Genomic DNA, 17,704 nt, shown 5'->3' on the forward strand with positions numbered 1-17,704 from the left:
TTGAAGAAGGGAAAAATAAAATGAGCGTATTAAATGCAGTAAGAAACAAGTTAATCCACATTGCTATGGCATTGGTTAAAAACAAAACATATTACCAAAATCGCTTGGTTTTGTCATAGAAATCGAAATGACGCTTTTTTCTTAATCTAAAGTGTAATTAAAAGCTTCTTTTCAGACCTACAAGGTTAAAAAAACCTTGCAGGAAGATTCTTTTACAATTCGTGTATTCGTGGCAAATTTATTATTTCTCATACAATTCCACACCGGTGCCGTTTCTTTCAGGGAAATGAGCTTTTTCATCATAGACTTTTACGCCATCGGCGATATCGTTTTTAATCAGGAGTCCGCCGTCCATGTCTACATAATCCAGTAGCGGCAATAATTGTGCAATTGCTGAAATGCCCACCGTAGATTCTGTCATACAACCCACCATCACTTTTAAACCAAGGGATTTTCCTTGTAAAATCATTCGTTTGCCGGGGGTGAGTCCACCGCATTTGGTAAGCTTAATATTTATTCCATGGAAATAGCCGGCACATTTTTCCACATCACTTTCTTCAATACAACTTTCATCGGCAATAAGTGGCAAAACCGATTCTTTGTAAAGATTTTCCATTCCTTCCCAATCATCGGCTTTTAAAGGCTGCTCCAGGAATTCAACATTTAATTCTTTTAAAGCTTTGGCATTTTTTATGGCCTGATCTGCCGTCCAGGCGGCATTTGCATCTACCCTAAAAACAGCATCGGTATATTTTCGCAATTCTTTTACTATCACCACATCATTCGCGGTACCCAGTTTAATTTTGTAAAGCGGCCAGGGGAATTCTTTAATTTTCTGGACCATTTTTTCTACGGAATCTATCCCGATGGTATAATTTGTAAGCGGAATATTTTCCAAATTCAAGCCCCATAACTGATAAAGCGGCATTTCATTTCGCTTACCGTGTAAATCGTGCAGGGCGATATCCAAAGCACATTGCGCAAAAGGGTTTTGTTTAAGCTTAGGCCAGGTAAGCTCCCAGATTTCTTCAGGGGATTTATCGATATTTTCAGCAAGAAGAGGTTCTAAAGATTGAATATCCTGCTGCATCTTTTCAATACTAACCCCATAATAAGAAGTTGCCGTAGCTTCACCATAACCCGTGTAGTTCCCCTCTGTTACCGCCACAATTAATGTGGGTTGATAATCCCGCGAGCCGTGACTTATGGTAAAAGTGTTTTTTAATTCGAGCTTATATGGATAAAACTTTAATTGCATTTTTCAGAATATTATTTGGCTAATAAATCTTCAGCTTTAGTCCTATATAAGGAAAAAAGGCCTAACATGGTAATGGCCGCGTTAACCAATAAAATTTCAAAACCAAACTTATAGCCGTTAAACCAGGCTTCAGAATTAAAATCTAAAATTACAGAAATTATAGGCGATAAAATACATACCACCGGTACCCATTTATCGCGAACCGGATTTTTACTCAGTAAACCATAAGCGAATAAACCCAACAATGGGCCATAAGTAAAACCGGCCACTTTAAAAACCGCGCTTACCACGCTGCTGTCGTTTACCGCATTAAAAGCGATAATTACCAAAAACATTAAAACGGTAAAACCAATGTGCACCATTAACCTGGTTTTCTTCTGATTTTTTTCTTTTTTCTGAATGTCGAGAATATCAACACAAAAAGAAGTAGTAAGTGCCGTTAAAGCTGAATCTGCACTGGAAAAAGCAGCAGCGGTAATTCCTAAAAGGAAAACAACGCCGGCAAGGATTCCGAAGTGATTTAGGGCTAACAAGGGATAGAGATCGTCTGTTCTTTCTGGAATTGCGATTCCCTGATCCATGGCGTATTTGTAAAGCAAAACCCCGAGTGCTAAAAAAAGTACGGTTGAAAAGAAAAATACGATAGAAAACCAGAAAATATTCTTTTGCGCTTCCCCTTTGTTTTTGCAGGTAAGGTTTTTCTGCATCACGTTTTGGTCAAGCCCGTTCATCGCGATGGTAATAAATATTCCTGCGAGGAAACTCTTGTAAAATGCGTTGTTAGAACGCCAGTCCCATTCAAAAATGGTAGACTTTTCACTGTTGCCAATCGTTGCGAAAACATCAGTAAAGCTGAGCTCCATATGGTCTGTGATCATCCAGATACTTATCACAACCGCCAGCAACAAAAATGTGGTTTGTAAAGTATCAGTCCAAACAATGGTTTTAATCCCACCGCGATAGGTATAAAGCCAAATTAAAGCAATGGTGATCATAACGGTGATCCAAAATGGTATTCCAAAGGCATCAAAAAACGCGATTTGCAGCACTAATGCCGCTAAAAACAATCTAAAGGAAGCACCAATGGTTTGGGAGATAAGGAAAAATGAAGCCCCGGCATAATAAGAATTTTGCCCAAAACGATCTTTTAAATATTCATAAATAGAAATCAGTTTCAGTTTATAAAATAATGGAATTAACACCAGGGCAATTACAGCGTAACCTACCATATTCCCCATTACAAACTGCAAATAATTCCAGTTGGAATTACCCACCTCGCCGGGTACCGAAATAAATGTAACCCCAGATAAAGTAGCGCCAACCATCCCATAGGCTACCAAAAACCAGGGTGATTGCCGGTTGGCCGTGAAAAAGGTATTGTTATCGGCCTGTTTTGAAGTAAAATGGCTAATGGCCAGCAGTAAAAAAAAATAACCGGCGATTACACCAAAGACTAAAAAAGGGCTCATAAATTATTAGTTTATTTCAAGGTCGATGAATTCACTTTGGTTGCCGGTGCGATCTACCGCAGTTACTCCAATTTTTTGAAGTTTACGCTTCTTATCCCCTACTTCTTTCTGCAAATCCTGACTCCTTTTTTCGGCATTTAGAATTTTATAATCCCAGTTTCCGGTTTCATATTTAAAATATAAGACCCATTGTTTTATATCGGATTCATCTTCTACACCCCAGGTAATTTCAATTTTGTCCCGATTTTCATTAGCGGTAACGTTTGGAATTTCAGGAGGCGTATTATCTAACCAGGGACTGGGTGGCACCAAAGTTTTCTTTTTATAAGGCCCTTCTTTTATGGCTTTTGCAAGCTCCTTATTTTTTACCAATGGCCCAATACTCCAATGAACGGCGCCTTTACTCTCAGGAAGCATTCCACGGGTAATCATAATCTGGTTAATCACTTCGGTAATGTGCATTTGGTCTCCTTCGCCACCAACATTCATTCCTGGCCATAAATGACGCTGTTTTGTGTTTTCACTTTCCCACCAGCCAAGTAGTTCTGGAAAACTCTGCCCTAACTGACTTATTTTCCAGTATAACTGTGGCGTATAATAATCTATCCAGCCCTCATTCAACCATAATTTGGCATCGGCATATAATTTATCGTATTGATCGTAACCCTGTACCGACTCAGGATAACCTGGACGCCATATTCCGAAGGGGCTTAAGCCGAATTTTACGTGTGGCTTTTCAGCTTTAATTTCTTCATAAACCCTTTTAATGAAAACATTTACACTCTCCCGACGCCAGTCACCCCGGGACAGTTCACCGCCTGCGGCCTGGTAGGCCCTCCAACTTAAATCGTCTGGAAAATCCTTGCCGTTATTATAAGAATCGTAGGGATAAAAATAATCGTCAAAATGAATACCGTCTATATCGTAGCGTTTTACAATATCCATCACTACTTCACTGGAGCGATCTTGAGTTCCCTTTTGCGCCGGATCCATCCACCACATTCCATTTGCCAGCTCTACTACAAGATCTGGATTGGTTTTAATAACCGATTTTTCACTAATTTCCTTTCCGGTAGTGTGATGCGCACGGTATGGATTTAACCAGACGTGCAATTCCAGTCCGCGTTTGTGAGCAGCATTTACCCAGAATTTTAGCGGATCGTAATAAGGCTCAGGAGCTTTTCCCTGTTTTCCGGTGAGAAAGTATGACCAGGGTTCTATTTCACTGTCGTAAAGTGCATCAGCCTGCGGACGTACCTGGAAAATTACCGCATTAAAATTGTGTGCTTCTAAAAAGTCTAAAAGTTCCAGGGCCTCTCTTTGCTGTTCTGAAGTAGAAAGACCGGATTTGCTGGGCCAGTTGATATTGGCAACGGTAGCCACCCAGGCTGCACGGAATTCCTCAATATTTCTTGGGGTTTTGGGATCCCACTTCACCTCATCTTTTTGCGGGGTTTCAGGAGCCTCAATTTCTTCGGGGATTTGTTCAATTACCTCTTCTGGTTCAGGTGTTTCCTGAGGTTGTGGTTGCGACACTTCCTGAGTTGTTTTGCAGGAATAGAAAAACAAAATTACTGCAAGTAAGGAAAGAATTATTTTTTTCATAGAGTAGGTTTTGGAATTAACGGAAGATGCGATCTTAAATTGGCTAATAAAAAAATTAAGCTTTGCGATAGGCAACAACAGCCGCCCGTACACTTCCATATTCCAGAAGTAGATGTGCTGCTTCCTTTTCTTCCACTCCTAATTCTTCCATAATCATCCGGGTGCCACGTCCTACCAATTTTTTATTGGAAAGCTGCATATCGACCATTTTGTTTCCTTTTACCCTCCCCAATTTTATCATTACCGAAGTAGAAATCATGTTTAAAACCAATTTTTGAGCGGTTCCCGCTTTCATTCTTGTACTTCCGGTTACAAATTCAGGTCCGGTGATAACTTCAATAGGAAATTCACTGGCTTCTGCCAAAGGACTACCAGAACTACAGGTTACACAGCCGGTAGCAATTCCTTTTTTACGGGCTGCCTTAATTCCTCCAATTACATAAGGCGTAGTTCCTGAAGCAGCAATTCCTACCAACACATCCTTTTCTGATATTTGATATTCCTGAAGGTCTTTCCAGGCTTGCTCTGTATCGTCTTCGGCACCTTCAACAGCATTTCTAAGCGCAGTATCGCCGCCAGCGATTAAACCAATTACCATTTGATCTGAAACCCCAAAAGTTGGAGGGCATTCTGAAGCATCTAAAACCCCTAATCTGCCGCTGGTTCCAGCACCAATATAGAAAAGCCTGCCGCTTACTTCCATTTTAGCCACTATCTCATCTACCAGCTTTTCTATGGCCGGAATCTGTTTTTCAACGCTTTCAGGAACAGTTTTATCTTCCTTATTTATGTTACCTAGAAGATCTGCAGTATTCATCTTCTCCAAATCATTATAATTTGAAGTTTTTTCTGTATCGGGATTATTGCTTTCCATTTCCTAATTCAGTTAAAATAATTTACCACCTGGACTCAGGCATAAACTCTGAAAAAACACCTTTATTTCGACTGCTGTTCCAATTCACCTCCGGGGTTCTAAAATAATTTACATCCATAAGGTCCAGTCTCAACCCGTGCTCTCCAAGTCGGTTTACAAAGTTTTTAAAGTCTTTGTTTTCATCTTTAGACCAACCCACTTCTGCCATTGCAATACTTCTGGGCCAAAATCTATCATCTGCAGCTTCGTCAGAAAGCACCATTTCTGTCCAAACCGGGGCCTCTACTCCTATTGTTTTCGGATTTTTTGCCTTGAAGGTATAAGCATCTTTTAAAGAAACTCCTCTTTCCTGGCACCAGTTATTGGTCATTTCCTGTCCCGGAATATTGGCATGGTCAAAATAGAAATTGGTACAAATAGATTCTATAACACGAGTATCCACGACCCTTTTGGTATTGCCGGTCCAACGCTGACTAATAAAAGTGCTATCTACTGCTGCCTGGGTTACTTCTTCCCAACCAATAGTTATTTTTCCCAATTTCCGTACAATAGAATCAGCCTTTACCACGAATTCTTTATAGCGTTCATCTTCAATTTCATCTCCGCCAATATGTAAATAATCCCCTGTGGTGATCTCGGCCATTTCGCCTAAAACCGTAGCTACAAAATCATAGATTTCGGGCTTATCAAGACATAGTTTGCTCCACCCTACCTGGTATTCATGGTAAAGCTGTGGTGGAGTTGCCATTCTGGGTTCTATATTGGCCAACTCATCACAATTTAATTCTGGATAAGCCATTAAGGCCGAATAAATGTGACCCGGCAAATCAATTTCCGGTACAATCACAATATTTCTGGCAGCAGCATATTCCTGAATTTCTTTATATTCTTCCTGAGTTAAATATCCAGAACGTCCACCTTTTACGGCACCTTTACCTCCAAGTTCGGTTAACTTAGGTTTTTGCTTTATTTCTATACGCCAACCCTGGTCATCGGTTAGGTGTAAATGCAGCCTGTTTAACTTATAAAAAGCCATTCTATCCAGGTGCTTTTTAATATAATCTGGGCCAAAAAAACTGCGGGCAATATCCAGCATAGAACCTCGCCACTCAAATCTTGGACTGTCGGTAATTGATACTTGCGGAAGTTTAATTTCTTCGGAAACCTTTTCATTTTCAATTTCAGCCGGAAACATTTGACGTAAAGTCTGGATACCATAGAATAATCCGGCTTCTGAAGCGGCTTCTAAATAAACAATGTTTGAAGAAATATCTAATTGATAACCTTCTTTACCTAAAGTTTCTTCCAGGTTTGGATTAAGATTGAGATTAAAACCGTTGCAATCTTCTCCCTGCATCGTATAGCTTTGCGTGTAAGTATTTTGCAGCAATCTTTGCAACCAGGCAGCCGATGCTTCTGCACCGGAATTAAAACAAACCACTGTTCTTTCCTGAAGTGTAAAGAAATCTTCTTTCCACTCAACTTCTGCCGGCTGCGGGATGATTGCCGGTTTTTCAGCTTCGGGTTCTTGTGCGGATAAACCCAGCTGAAAAAACACTAAAAAAACTAAACTAAATTTTAAACTTTTCATAATAAGAGATTTTTATTTTATTTTATGTCCTTTTGCAGCGAAAAACCAGATGTACAAATAACTTGGAATTACAATCCAGTAAGCCGATTGCGGATCAAAAGTATCGGCTAAATAACCGTAAATAAGCGGTAAAATAGCTCCCCCGGCAAGCGCCATAATTAGAAAGGAAGAACCCATTTTAGTAAATCTTCCCAGTCCGTGTAAAGCTAATGGCCAGATAGCAGGGAATACCAAAGCGTTTGCTAAACCTAAAAGCGAGATACAAAGCACTGAAATATATCCATCAGTGAAAATTGCACAGAGTCCCAGAATAATCCCCAGGATACCCGAAATTTGCAATGCTTTTTGCTGACTGATATATTTAGGAATGGTGACCGTGCCAATCAAGTATCCCACAATCATAGCGATTAAGGTGTACGTAGTGAAATATTTAGCGACATCTGTTGAAATATCATGCGCGTCACGGGCATAGCTAATTACGGTATCTCCGGCGATCACCTCCACCCCAACATAAAGAAACATGGCTAGGGTACCCAGCAATAAATTTGGAAACTGAACCACGCTTGTTTTACTCTTATTCGATGCGGCAAGGGTATCATCTTCTCCATCGGTTTCAATTTCAGGTAAAGCTGAATAATAAATAAGTACTGAAAGTCCTACCAGGATTACAGCCATTACTATATAGGGCGTAATAACCAGAGAGGCAAGTTCATCTAATTCTGCTGCTTTTGCAACTGCCCCCATACCTTCAAGCCTTGCTTCTACCGCATCCATATTTTTAAGCAAAATCGCACCAAAAATAATTGGAGCCAAAGCACCGGCAACCTTGTTACAAATGCCCATGATACTAATCCGCTTTGCCGCACTTTCAATTGGACCAAGGATAGTGATATAAGGGTTTGCAGCCGATTGCAGCAAAGCAAGACCGGTTCCCTGAACGAACAAGCCGAAAAGAAACATCGCGTAAGTTCTGGACAATGCTGCGGGTATAAAAATCAAAGCCCCAATAGCCATAACAACTAGGCCAAGGGACATTCCGTTTTTAAATCCTGTTTTCTTTAAAACCCAGGCAGAAGGAATAGCCATAACGAAATAGGAGATGTAGGATGCAAAAGCAACGAGATAAGATTCAAAGTTATTTAACTGGCTGGCAGTTTTTAAAAATGGAATTAGCACAGAATTTAGCCAGGTGACAAATCCGAAGATAAAAAATAAGGCCCCAATTATAACAATAGATCTACTGGTGTTATTCTGTTTAGTTGCGGTTTCAGCAGTCATAAGTGTATGTCTTAAATTATTGTTCGTATTTATTTTAGGCTAAACTTAATGTCTTTTCATCAAATTGTCTTCAACAATTTAAAATGGGAAATTAAAAAAAGTAAAAATTCTCTGTACAAGCCTCCAGGCTGCGATAATACTCTGGATTAAATCTCACTTAATTTGAAAGATCTAACAAGATTGTTTCTTACAAAAGAAATAAACTTTTTTACAACTGCTATATACTTAAGTAAGTTTTTTATAAATAAATAAAAGATATGTGAATTTTTTATTTAAATGATTTTCACAAAAGCAATTATTCAAACTTCGGGTTTCTTCCAATTCTTATATTCCATCTTTCTTTTAGGACTATGAAATAAACTATATTTGTAAACTTAAATTTGTTGATTACCTTTTAAGGAATTCAAATATTAAAAATACCCGATGAAGCATATAAGAAACTTCTGTATAATCGCCCATATTGATCACGGTAAAAGTACCCTGGCAGACCGTCTTCTGGATTTCACAGGTTCTGTAACCGATCGTGAAAAGCAGGAACAATTGCTGGATAGTATGGATTTGGAACGTGAGCGCGGCATTACCATTAAGAGTCACGCTATACAGATGGATTATGAATACGAAGGTGAAAAATATGTTTTAAATCTTATTGATACTCCCGGTCACGTAGATTTCTCCTATGAAGTTTCACGCTCTATCGCCGCCTGTGAAGGTGCTTTGCTGATTGTAGATGCTGCTCAAAGTATACAGGCACAAACCATTTCTAACCTTTATCTTGCCCTGGAAAATGACCTTGAAATTATCCCGGTTCTCAATAAAGTAGATTTGCCAAGTGCCAATCCAGAAGTTGTAAGCGATGATATTGTAGACCTTCTTGGATGTGAACATTCTGACATTATTCCTGCCAGTGCAAAAACAGGTTTGGGAATTGAAGAAATACTTTCTGCGATTATTAAAAGGGTTCCACCACCAAGTGGAAAAGTAGATGCTCCGTTAAGAGCTTTGGTTTTTGATTCAGTTTACAACCCGTTTCGTGGGGTGGAGACTTATTTTAGGGTAATTAACGGATCGATCAAAAAAGGCCAGAATATTAAATTTGTGGCTACAGATAAAAATTATTTTGCCGATGAGGTTGGAACACTACGTTTAAAACAATTCCCCCGGCAGGAAATTAAAACCGGCGATGTAGGTTACCTCATCACCGGGATTAAAGACGCCCGCGAAGTAAAAGTGGGTGATACTATTACCGACGCTAAAAATCCAACCACAGAAGCCGTTGCCGGCTTCGAAGATGTAAAGCCTATGGTTTTCGCAGGAATTTATCCTGTAGATACAGAGGATTATGAAGAACTGCGAAGTTCTATGGAAAAGCTTCAGTTAAACGATGCTTCCCTGGTATTTTTACCTGAAAGTTCTGCAGCATTAGGCTTTGGATTTAGATGTGGTTTCCTTGGAATGCTTCACCTGGAAATTATTCAGGAGCGTTTGGAAAGGGAATTTGATATGACGGTAATTACAACCGTTCCCAATGTATCTTATCATGCCTACACCAATAAAAATCCTGATGATCTTATTTTGGTTAATAACCCATCAGACTTACCGGAACCTTCATCTCTAAACCGGGTAGAGGAGCCTTATATTAAAGCTACCATAATCACCAAATCTGAATATGTAGGGAATGTAATGTCCCTTTGTATTGAGAAAAGAGGTGAAATCACTAATCAGGTTTATTTAACTCCTGAAAGGGTTGAGCTAAGTTTTGACATGCCTTTAGCTGAAATTGTATTCGATTTTTACGACCGGTTAAAAACCGTTTCCCGGGGTTATGCGTCTTTTGACTATTCGCCTATAGGATTGCGCCAATCTAAATTGGTAAAGGTTGATGTTTTATTGAATGGCAATGTAGTAGATGCCCTTTCTGCCCTACTCCACGTAGATAATGCCTACGATATTGGTAAGAAAATGTGTGAAAAGCTGAAAGAATTAATCCCAAGACAGCAATTTGATATTCCAATTCAGGCGGCAATCGGCGCAAAAATTATTGCCCGTGAAACCGTAAAAGCGCTTAGAAAAGACGTTACCGCCAAATGTTACGGTGGTGATATTTCACGTAAGAGAAAATTACTTGAAAAGCAGAAAAAAGGTAAAAAACGCATGCGCCAGGTAGGTAATGTGGAAATCCCACAGGAAGCCTTTATGGCGGTGTTAAAGTTGAATGATTAAAAGTTTAAAGTTGTAGACTGTAGTTGAGAGTTTGTAGTTAGTTAGTTAATATTCATTAGCTGTTTAAAATCAATGGTTTATATTTAATGTAAACTAGCAAAACTCATTATGAAAATTCAATTTTGAAGATTTAGTAGTTCATCAAAAAACGCTTGACTTTATTGATTTTGTTTATTCTATAACAAATTAATTTCTTAAAGAAGAAGTCTACGGTTTAACTTCTCAATTTAGAAGGGCTGCGGTTTCTATTGCTTTAAATATTTCTGAGGATTCTGGCGGTACTGATAAGGAGTTTTTAAAACTTCTGAGAACTTCCTCGAATTCTCTAAAAGAATGCGTGGTATATACTACGATAGCCACGCGTCAAAATTATATTTCGGAGCAGATTAATCAAAAAAGTCGTAAAGATTTAGTAGAAATTTCTAAGATGATTTCTGGCCTTCGTAAATATCTTCGAAATAAAAAATAACTGTTTTTAGCTACCACTACCAACTATTTTTCTAAATTAATAGCTATTTTTTATTTTTGTATTTAAGGTAAACAGGGTTAAAAACTACCCACTACCAACTCCAGACTAAAAACTAATAAGAATGGCCGGACATAGTAAATGGGCAAATATAAAGCACCGTAAAGGTGTTCAGGATAAGAAACGAGCAAAACAGTTTACACGTGCAATCAAGGAGATAAGTGTAGCGGTAAAAGAAGGCGGCGGACCAGACCCTGAAGCCAACCCGGCGCTGCGTAATGCGATTTCTAATGCCAAAGGTGTAAATATGCCCAAAGACACCATAGAACGCGCCATAAAGAAAGCCAGTGGTGCAGATGCCGATAATTATGAGACCGTAACTTTTGAAGGCTACGGCCCAAACGGAATCGCTTTTTTTATTGAATGTACTACCGATAATACTAACCGTACCGTAGCTGCCGTTCGTTCTATATTCTCTAAAAATGGCGGAAATTTAGGAACCAATGGTTCTCTTGAATTTCTTTTCGCTAAAAAAGGTGTGTTTACTATTGAACGTCAAAATATCGAGATAAACCTTGAGGAATTTGAACTGGAACTTATAGAAGGTGGGGCTTCAAAAATTGAAAAAGAAGAAGATTTCATAACTATTTATACCGATTTTAATGATTTCGGGCTGATGTCTTCAAAATTGGAAGAATTGGAAATAGAAGTTAAATCGTCTGAAGTACAACGCATTCCTTTGAATACGGTGGAATTACCGGTTGAAGACGCGAAAAAAATTCTGAATCTCGCAGAAAAATTTGAAGATGACGATGATGTCCAGAATGTTTATCACAATATGGAAATTACCGATGAGCTGGTAGAAGAAATGGAAAAAGAAGATTAGTTATTTTTCTTGCGGATAAACAATGATCTTGGTATTATCTTTAAAATACGTAGCCATTTTTAGTGGAATTTGCTCCAGGATTCCCCGGTGAGCAATGCTTCCGGTTCGAGCTGAAATAAGCATAATAATATCCTCGACGCTTAAATTTTTAGAAATAATAAGGAAGTCTTCCCAATTACTAAATTCCTGAAATTCAAAGGGCGCTTTTAATCTAAGTTTTTCTACTAGTTGCTCTACGGCGTTTCGGGTTTCGGTATCACAATAAAGGAAAATAGGAATACTGAGCTCTTCCGAGAATTTTATAACTTTTTTTACCCATAATTCAAAACCGGCCATTTCAGCTGACCTTGGTGGGGCAGCTACAATTAAACGTTCGTGGGTAGCCCAGGGTGTATGGGTTTCACAAATAAAAACTGTATTACGCGTACCTCGAATTATCCCCGCCATTTTATCGCCAATAATATCATTTTCATCGGTAGAGCTGGTAGGCCAGCCCAAAACGGTAACATCGGCAATAATTTCACGGGATTTTCGGGCAATTCCGTTGGCCACATCCTGGTCTATAGTTGCGGTTACATCTACATCGGTTTCTGAAGCAGAAGCCTGTTTTACGAAATCTTCCAACTTATTCTGTGCCTGCGCAATATTGATTTCGGCTTCTTCATCGTTGGGGACCACCGAAAGTATGGAAACAGGATTAGTAGAAGCCTTATCTTTAATTAGAATAGCGAATTCAAGCAGTTTATCGAAATTCACAATATTGGCCAGAGGCAATAAAATGCTTTCTTTCTTATAGTTTTCCGAATTCTTAATTGCTTCAGGATCTACTTCCTGGTTTTCCAGTGCAAGTCTTTCCGCAGCTTTTTCCGTAGCAAAAGTCGCTACTATTGAAGTTATGAGGATTAGAATAATGGTTCCGTTAAGGATATTTTTATCAATAATCCCGGCATTAAAACCCACAATAATAACTGCCAATGTAGCCGCGGCGTGACCACTACTCAATCCAAAAATAACCTTGCGTTGTGAAGCTGAATATTTAAAAGCTATTTGGGTAAAATAAGCGGCGGCCCATTTTCCAATCAACGCTACTGCCGATAAGGTTAAGGCTACCACAATGGCCATATATCCGCTTAAAATCACACTGATGTCTACCAACATACCCACACTTATTAAGAAGAAAGGGATAAACAGGGAATTACCCATAAATTCAATTCGGTTCATAAGCGCCGAAGAATGTGGAATTAATCGGTTTAAGGCCAATCCTGCCAGGAATGCCCCAATAATATCTTCAACGCCTGCTAATTCAGCTAAAAATGCGGCAAGGAATACCACCGTGAGTACAAAAATGTAATGTAAATGTTTTTCCTTTTCGAGACGTGTAAAAAACCATTTGGCAATTTTAGGCACCAGATAAAACATAATACCGCAAAAAATTGTGAGGGAAACTACCAGCCTAATCCAGAAATCCATCGTAAGTCCGCCTTCCTGGGCATTCCCCATAATTACGGCAAGAATTATTAATACTGCTGTATCGGTTAGGATGGTTCCTCCAACGGTAATGGCAATAGCTTCATTCTTAGAAACCCCCATTTTACTTACTATGGGATAGGCAATTAGCGTGTGCGTAGCAAACATACTGGCCGTTAAAAAACTGGCGTTAAAATCGTAACCCAGTAAATAATAACATACCGGATAACCTATAATCAGAGGAATAGCAAAAGTAAAAAGCCCGAAGAGAAAGCTTTTATTCCGGTTTACTTTAAACTGGTTCATATCCAACTCCAAACCGGCTATAAACATGATGTAAAGCAAACCAATTTTAGAAAACAGATCTATGGCGGTATTTTGTTCTAAAAGCCCGGTACCATAAGGCCCAATGATAATACCCGAAATAATAAGTACAATAATGCCGGGAATCTTTATTCTTCGCAACAAAACAGGTGAAACGAGAATTATAAGAAGTATAAGTGAAAAAACAAGTACCGGGTTGCTTAAAGGAAGTTCAAATTCGTGTTGCAGAATTTCATAAAATTCGTTCATATCGCGTACCGGTTTGTGGTTTAAAAGCCCTAAAGATACAGGAAAATTGAATAATTTTATTTCTTTCCAAGAAATATAATATAGTGCTATAAACTAATATTTCAACACAAGCATTGGTGCATTTTTAGTCCTAGAGGTTCGGATTTAATTTTTTAAGAATTTCCTTCTTTCTCCTCTTCAACAACCTCTGTGTAGTCTTCTTCAACTTTTTCTTCCCGTTGTATTTTCTTTCCTAAATAAACAAGCTGAAACCCTTCTTCAATCTCAACATCTGAACTATGTGAAGGTATTATGGTTAGCCCCCCTTTTTTATTCTTTACAAACAATGGAATAATGTCTGGATCGGTTTTAGAAATTTCAATTAAACCTTCATAATGCTCTTTGCTGTTCAGCGCGAGTTCGTGGATTTTTGGATAGCTCCTGGAAACCTCTGTGAGTTTTATATAATCATCGGTATGGGAAAATAAGCCTTCGGTAGGATTTTTTTCGGGATTGTTCATTTCATCGGCAGTGATGACCCTAAAAGAACCGTTTTCCCCAAATTGCTTTTTAAATTTCGAAATAGCTGTTTTATTGATATCGCTGTTCCCGGTCATGGCCATTAAATAGCCAATATCGTTCAGTTCTATATTATTCATGAGATCATCTGAATAAACACTCCCTTCAATAGCATCAATCCCTAAGTCTCGTGCTTTTTTTACATTATCAGAATTATTATCCAGCAATACAACATGGCGTTCATTATCGTGCAGGTATTTCCCTATTAATCTTGCAATAGATGAAGCACCAATTATCAAAATTCCTTGTGAATCTTTTATAAAAACCCCTACTAAACGTGCAAAAAGCCTTGCTGTTGCTGCGTTTAATAAAACCGAACAAAGCACGATCATAAATACTAATGGGGTAATATATTCGGCGCCAGCAATACCTTCCCGTGCCAAACGAAGACCGAATAATGAGGCAATACCTGCGGCAACAATACCCCGGGGCCCAACCCAGCTTATAAAAGCTATTTCATTGAGTTTTAGACCTGATCCCAGTGAACTTAAAATCACCCCAATTGGCCTTACCACTAAAGCCACTACTCCAAAAAGAATAAGCGAATTCCAGTTAAAAACCAGCAATAGTTCTTCAACTTCAATATTTGCGGCGAGAAGAATAAAAAGTATCGAAATTAATAATACACTTAGCGATTCCTTGAAGTATAAAAGTTCTTTAATATTGGGTAATTTTTGATTCCCCATTACCATTCCCATAATCACCACGGCCAAAAGCCCGCTTTCGTGGGCAAAAGTATCGGCCAGAACGAAAACACCAAGTACCGTTGCGAGAATAAAGACATTGAGTAAATAGTGCGGAATGATCTGTCTTTTAATCAAAAATGCCAGTAAATGGGCGAAAGTAAAACCAAAGGTAAATCCGAATAACAGGATCTTTCCAAATTCAATTAGCGCAGTTTGCGTAAAATCCTGCCCGCCTTCTACCCTAATAAATTCAAACATCAATACTGAAATAAGAGCGCCAATGGGATCTATAAGAATTCCCTCCCATTTTAAAATAGAAGAGACGTGAGTTTTTAAGGGAATATTTCGCAGAATGGGTGAAATAACCGTAGGTCCTGTTACAATTATCAATGCTGAAAATAAAAATGAAATCTGCCAGGAAAGGTCAAATATAAAATGTGCAGCTAAACCCGCACCCAGAAAAGTTACTACCGTCCCTACGCTGATAAGTTTCAGGATAACCGGGCCAATATTGCCTACCTCACTTCTTCTAAGGGTTAATCCACCTTCAAAAAGAATAACCGAAATAGCGAGGGAAACAAAATAAAACAGGCTTTCACCGGGGAATAAACCTTCAGAGCCATTCCAAATAGGTTCTACCCATTTGGTACCGTCTTCACTAATTAAGGTTGAGATTGGTCCAACCAAAAGGCCAATCAAAATAAGTGGCAAAATTGCGGGGGTTTTAATCTTCCAGGCCAACCACTGGGCCAGGATCCCTAATATTACCAAACTTGCAAGTTCTAACATGCGTAAACGTTTTAAAGTAAATAGCTATCTACAAAAATAGGCCGATTTAATCGCAACGATATAATGAATTCAGGCTTTTTAAGCCATATTACTTAATAAGTAAGTTTTATAGCCATTTAACATAAATAATTATCTAAAAGTTGCAAAAATATTGATATTTTGTAACTCTAACTACCAAATTATTCTTTATGGAAGAATTAAATATCCTCAATCTCTTGATTATTTTATTCAGTGCCTGGTTAGGAGGATCAGCGGCTAAAAAACTGGGATATCCTGCAATACTGGGAGAACTCATTATAGGAATTATAATTGGTCCTGCCCTTCTTGGTCTTCTTGAACCTTCTGAAATGATTAACGTTCTGGCAGAAGTGGGTATTATTCTTCTTATGGTTTATATAGGGATGGAAATTAACTTCCGCGATCTCGGAAAAGCTTCCTGGCCGGGACTTTTGGCCGCTATTGGTGGTTTTATTGTTCCTTTTGCCCTAGGCTACTATACTATTATTTATTTTGGCGGTACTCAAATGGCCGCCATTTTTGTGGCGATTGCAGTTGCTGTCACCTCTCTGGCTACCAAAAGCAGGATTCTGGTAGATCTGAAACTCCTCAACACCCGAATAGCCTACGTCCTAATGGCAGGTGCGCTTATTTCTGATACCCTTGCATTGGTTATTTTTGCAGGGATAGTAAGTTATGTAGATGCCGGTAGCATAAATACCCTTGGTTTGGTATGGGTAGCAGGAAAAGCTGTTTTATTCTTTGTCTTTACCGCCCTTGCAGGGCTTTATCTTATGCCATTACTGGGAAGGTTTTTAATGAAATCTAATATTCACAGCCGGACACTTCATTTTACCCTAATTCTAATTATAGTGCTGGGCTTTTCAGAATTGGCTGAAGTAGCCGGTTTGCATAGTATTTTAGGAGCTTTTATGGCAGGATTGTTTATTCGTGACGGAGTTTTTAACCGGCAAATTTCAAAAGATATCAATCATATTTTCCATGATGTCTCCATAGGATTTTTAGCACCAATATTCTTTGTTTCTGCAGGCTTTAATGTAACCCTGGAGATTTTTCAAACCGACCTTATGATGTTAATCGTAGTTACATTGGTTGCGATGATTGGTAAAATTTTTGGTACCGCTTTGTTCTATTTACCCAGCGGTTATGGATGGCGAGAAGGTATTGCTGTGGGAACCGGTATGAACGGCCGTGGTGCGGTTGAAATTATTATTGCGGGGATTGGCTTACAAATGGGTATTATTACCAGTGAGATTTTCTCTATCCTGGTTTTTATGGCCATTTTTACAACGCTAACAGTTCCGCTTTTTTTAACCTGGACCACCACCTGGCTACGAAACAGAAACGAACTTGTACTCCAGGAATCCAAAAGTGGATATATTATTTTAGGTGCAAATCCCCTTGGTTTGTATATGGCTAAAAAGCTTCAGGATAAGGACGAGGTGGTGATTATAGATTCCAACCGGGAAATGGTTGCTGAAGCAAAAAAGCAAGGCTTCAACAGTATGTATGGTAATATTCTAAAGGAAGAAACCATGGAGGATGCGAAAGCCACGGAGATAGGCACATTTATAGGAGTTACCGGTAATAGTGAAATAAACTTTCTGGCTGCACAAATAGCCGACGATACATTTTATATCCCCAACAAAATAGTACTGGTATCCCCAAGTGAAACCGGTGCTGATGTAGATATGCTTGATAAAATTAATGCTACTTCCCTTTTTGCCAATAAAACAGAATTAGAACCCTGGGCAATAAAAATAAATGACGGTGATTTTGAAGAAAAAACGCAAACTATTAAAGAAGAAATTTCAACCAGAGAATGGGTGAAAAAACATAAAGGCGAAAAAAATTCAATTTTACCATTTTTTATAATTAATACCGAAGGAATTAAAAGGCCTTTCCGTTACAACGATAGCATTGCCGAAGGCGAAAAAGTAATTTACCTGGTATAAGCCCATATTTC

General features: G+C 38.7%; 11 protein-coding genes and 1 pseudogene. 4 read left to right on the plus strand and 8 right to left on the minus strand.

What is annotated here, in order from left to right; translation table 11 throughout:
- Positions 1 to 241: 241 nt before the first annotated feature.
- The 6 genes from LB467_RS13220 to LB467_RS13245 are packed head-to-tail and all read right to left on the minus strand — an operon-like array spanning position 242 to position 8,075.
- Positions 242 to 1,258, minus strand: a complete 1,017-nt coding sequence (locus LB467_RS13220; RefSeq protein WP_224474521.1) for a dipeptide epimerase — start codon at positions 1,256 to 1,258, stop codon at positions 242 to 244.
- Between the two features lie 11 nt (positions 1,259 to 1,269).
- A complete protein-coding gene (locus tag LB467_RS13225) occupies positions 1,270 to 2,727 on the minus strand; it encodes a sodium:solute symporter (protein ID WP_224474522.1) in 1,458 nt (485 codons plus the stop codon).
- Positions 2,728 to 2,733: 6 nt separating this feature from the next.
- Positions 2,734 to 4,332, minus strand: a complete 1,599-nt coding sequence (locus LB467_RS13230; RefSeq protein WP_224474523.1) for a glycoside hydrolase family 10 protein — start codon at positions 4,330 to 4,332, stop codon at positions 2,734 to 2,736.
- 55 nt (positions 4,333 to 4,387) lie between these two features.
- On the minus strand, positions 4,388 to 5,206 hold the full coding sequence (gene murQ / locus LB467_RS13235) for an N-acetylmuramic acid 6-phosphate etherase (RefSeq protein ID WP_224474524.1): 819 nt from the start codon (positions 5,204 to 5,206) through the stop codon (positions 4,388 to 4,390).
- A 22-nt stretch (positions 5,207 to 5,228) separates the two neighbouring features.
- Complete coding sequence (locus LB467_RS13240; protein WP_224474525.1) at positions 5,229 to 6,797, minus strand: beta-N-acetylhexosaminidase; 1,569 nt, start codon at positions 6,795 to 6,797, stop codon at positions 5,229 to 5,231.
- Between the two features lie 12 nt (positions 6,798 to 6,809).
- Entirely contained in the window at positions 6,810 to 8,075 is a 1,266-nt protein-coding gene (locus LB467_RS13245) for a sugar MFS transporter (protein WP_224474526.1), read from the minus strand.
- 423 nt (positions 8,076 to 8,498) lie between these two features.
- On the opposite strand from LB467_RS13245, the gene lepA reads away from it, so the two are divergent.
- From lepA to LB467_RS13260, 3 genes and pseudogenes are all read left to right on the plus strand, one after another.
- The gene (lepA, locus tag LB467_RS13250; RefSeq protein ID WP_224474527.1) at positions 8,499 to 10,295 is read left to right on the plus strand and encodes a translation elongation factor 4; all 1,797 of its coding nucleotides are present in this window, start codon (positions 8,499 to 8,501) and stop codon (positions 10,293 to 10,295) included.
- Between the two features lie 205 nt (positions 10,296 to 10,500).
- Positions 10,501 to 10,764 (plus strand): annotated as a pseudogene (locus LB467_RS13255) (four helix bundle protein); the annotation flags it as partial.
- A gap of 121 nt (positions 10,765 to 10,885) precedes the next feature.
- A complete protein-coding gene (locus tag LB467_RS13260; RefSeq protein ID WP_224474528.1) occupies positions 10,886 to 11,647 on the plus strand; it encodes a YebC/PmpR family DNA-binding transcriptional regulator in 762 nt (253 codons plus the stop codon).
- Here the strand turns inward: LB467_RS13260 and LB467_RS13265 are convergent, their stop codons facing one another.
- On the minus strand, positions 11,648 to 13,687 hold the full coding sequence (locus tag LB467_RS13265; RefSeq protein ID WP_224474529.1) for a cation:proton antiporter: 2,040 nt from the start codon (positions 13,685 to 13,687) through the stop codon (positions 11,648 to 11,650).
- A 152-nt stretch (positions 13,688 to 13,839) separates the two neighbouring features.
- Entirely contained in the window at positions 13,840 to 15,720 is a 1,881-nt protein-coding gene (locus LB467_RS13270) for a cation:proton antiporter (RefSeq protein ID WP_224474530.1), read from the minus strand.
- A 188-nt stretch (positions 15,721 to 15,908) separates the two neighbouring features.
- On the opposite strand from LB467_RS13270, the gene LB467_RS13275 reads away from it, so the two are divergent.
- Positions 15,909 to 17,693: a cation:proton antiporter gene (locus LB467_RS13275; RefSeq protein WP_224474531.1), complete on the plus strand. Its 1,785-nt coding sequence runs from the start codon at positions 15,909 to 15,911 to the stop codon at positions 17,691 to 17,693.
- Positions 17,694 to 17,704 lie beyond the last annotated feature (11 nt).

It is taken from the genome of Salegentibacter tibetensis, from assembly GCF_020164485.1.
In the GTDB taxonomy this organism is placed as follows: Bacteria; Bacteroidota; Bacteroidia; order Flavobacteriales; family Flavobacteriaceae; genus Salegentibacter; species Salegentibacter tibetensis.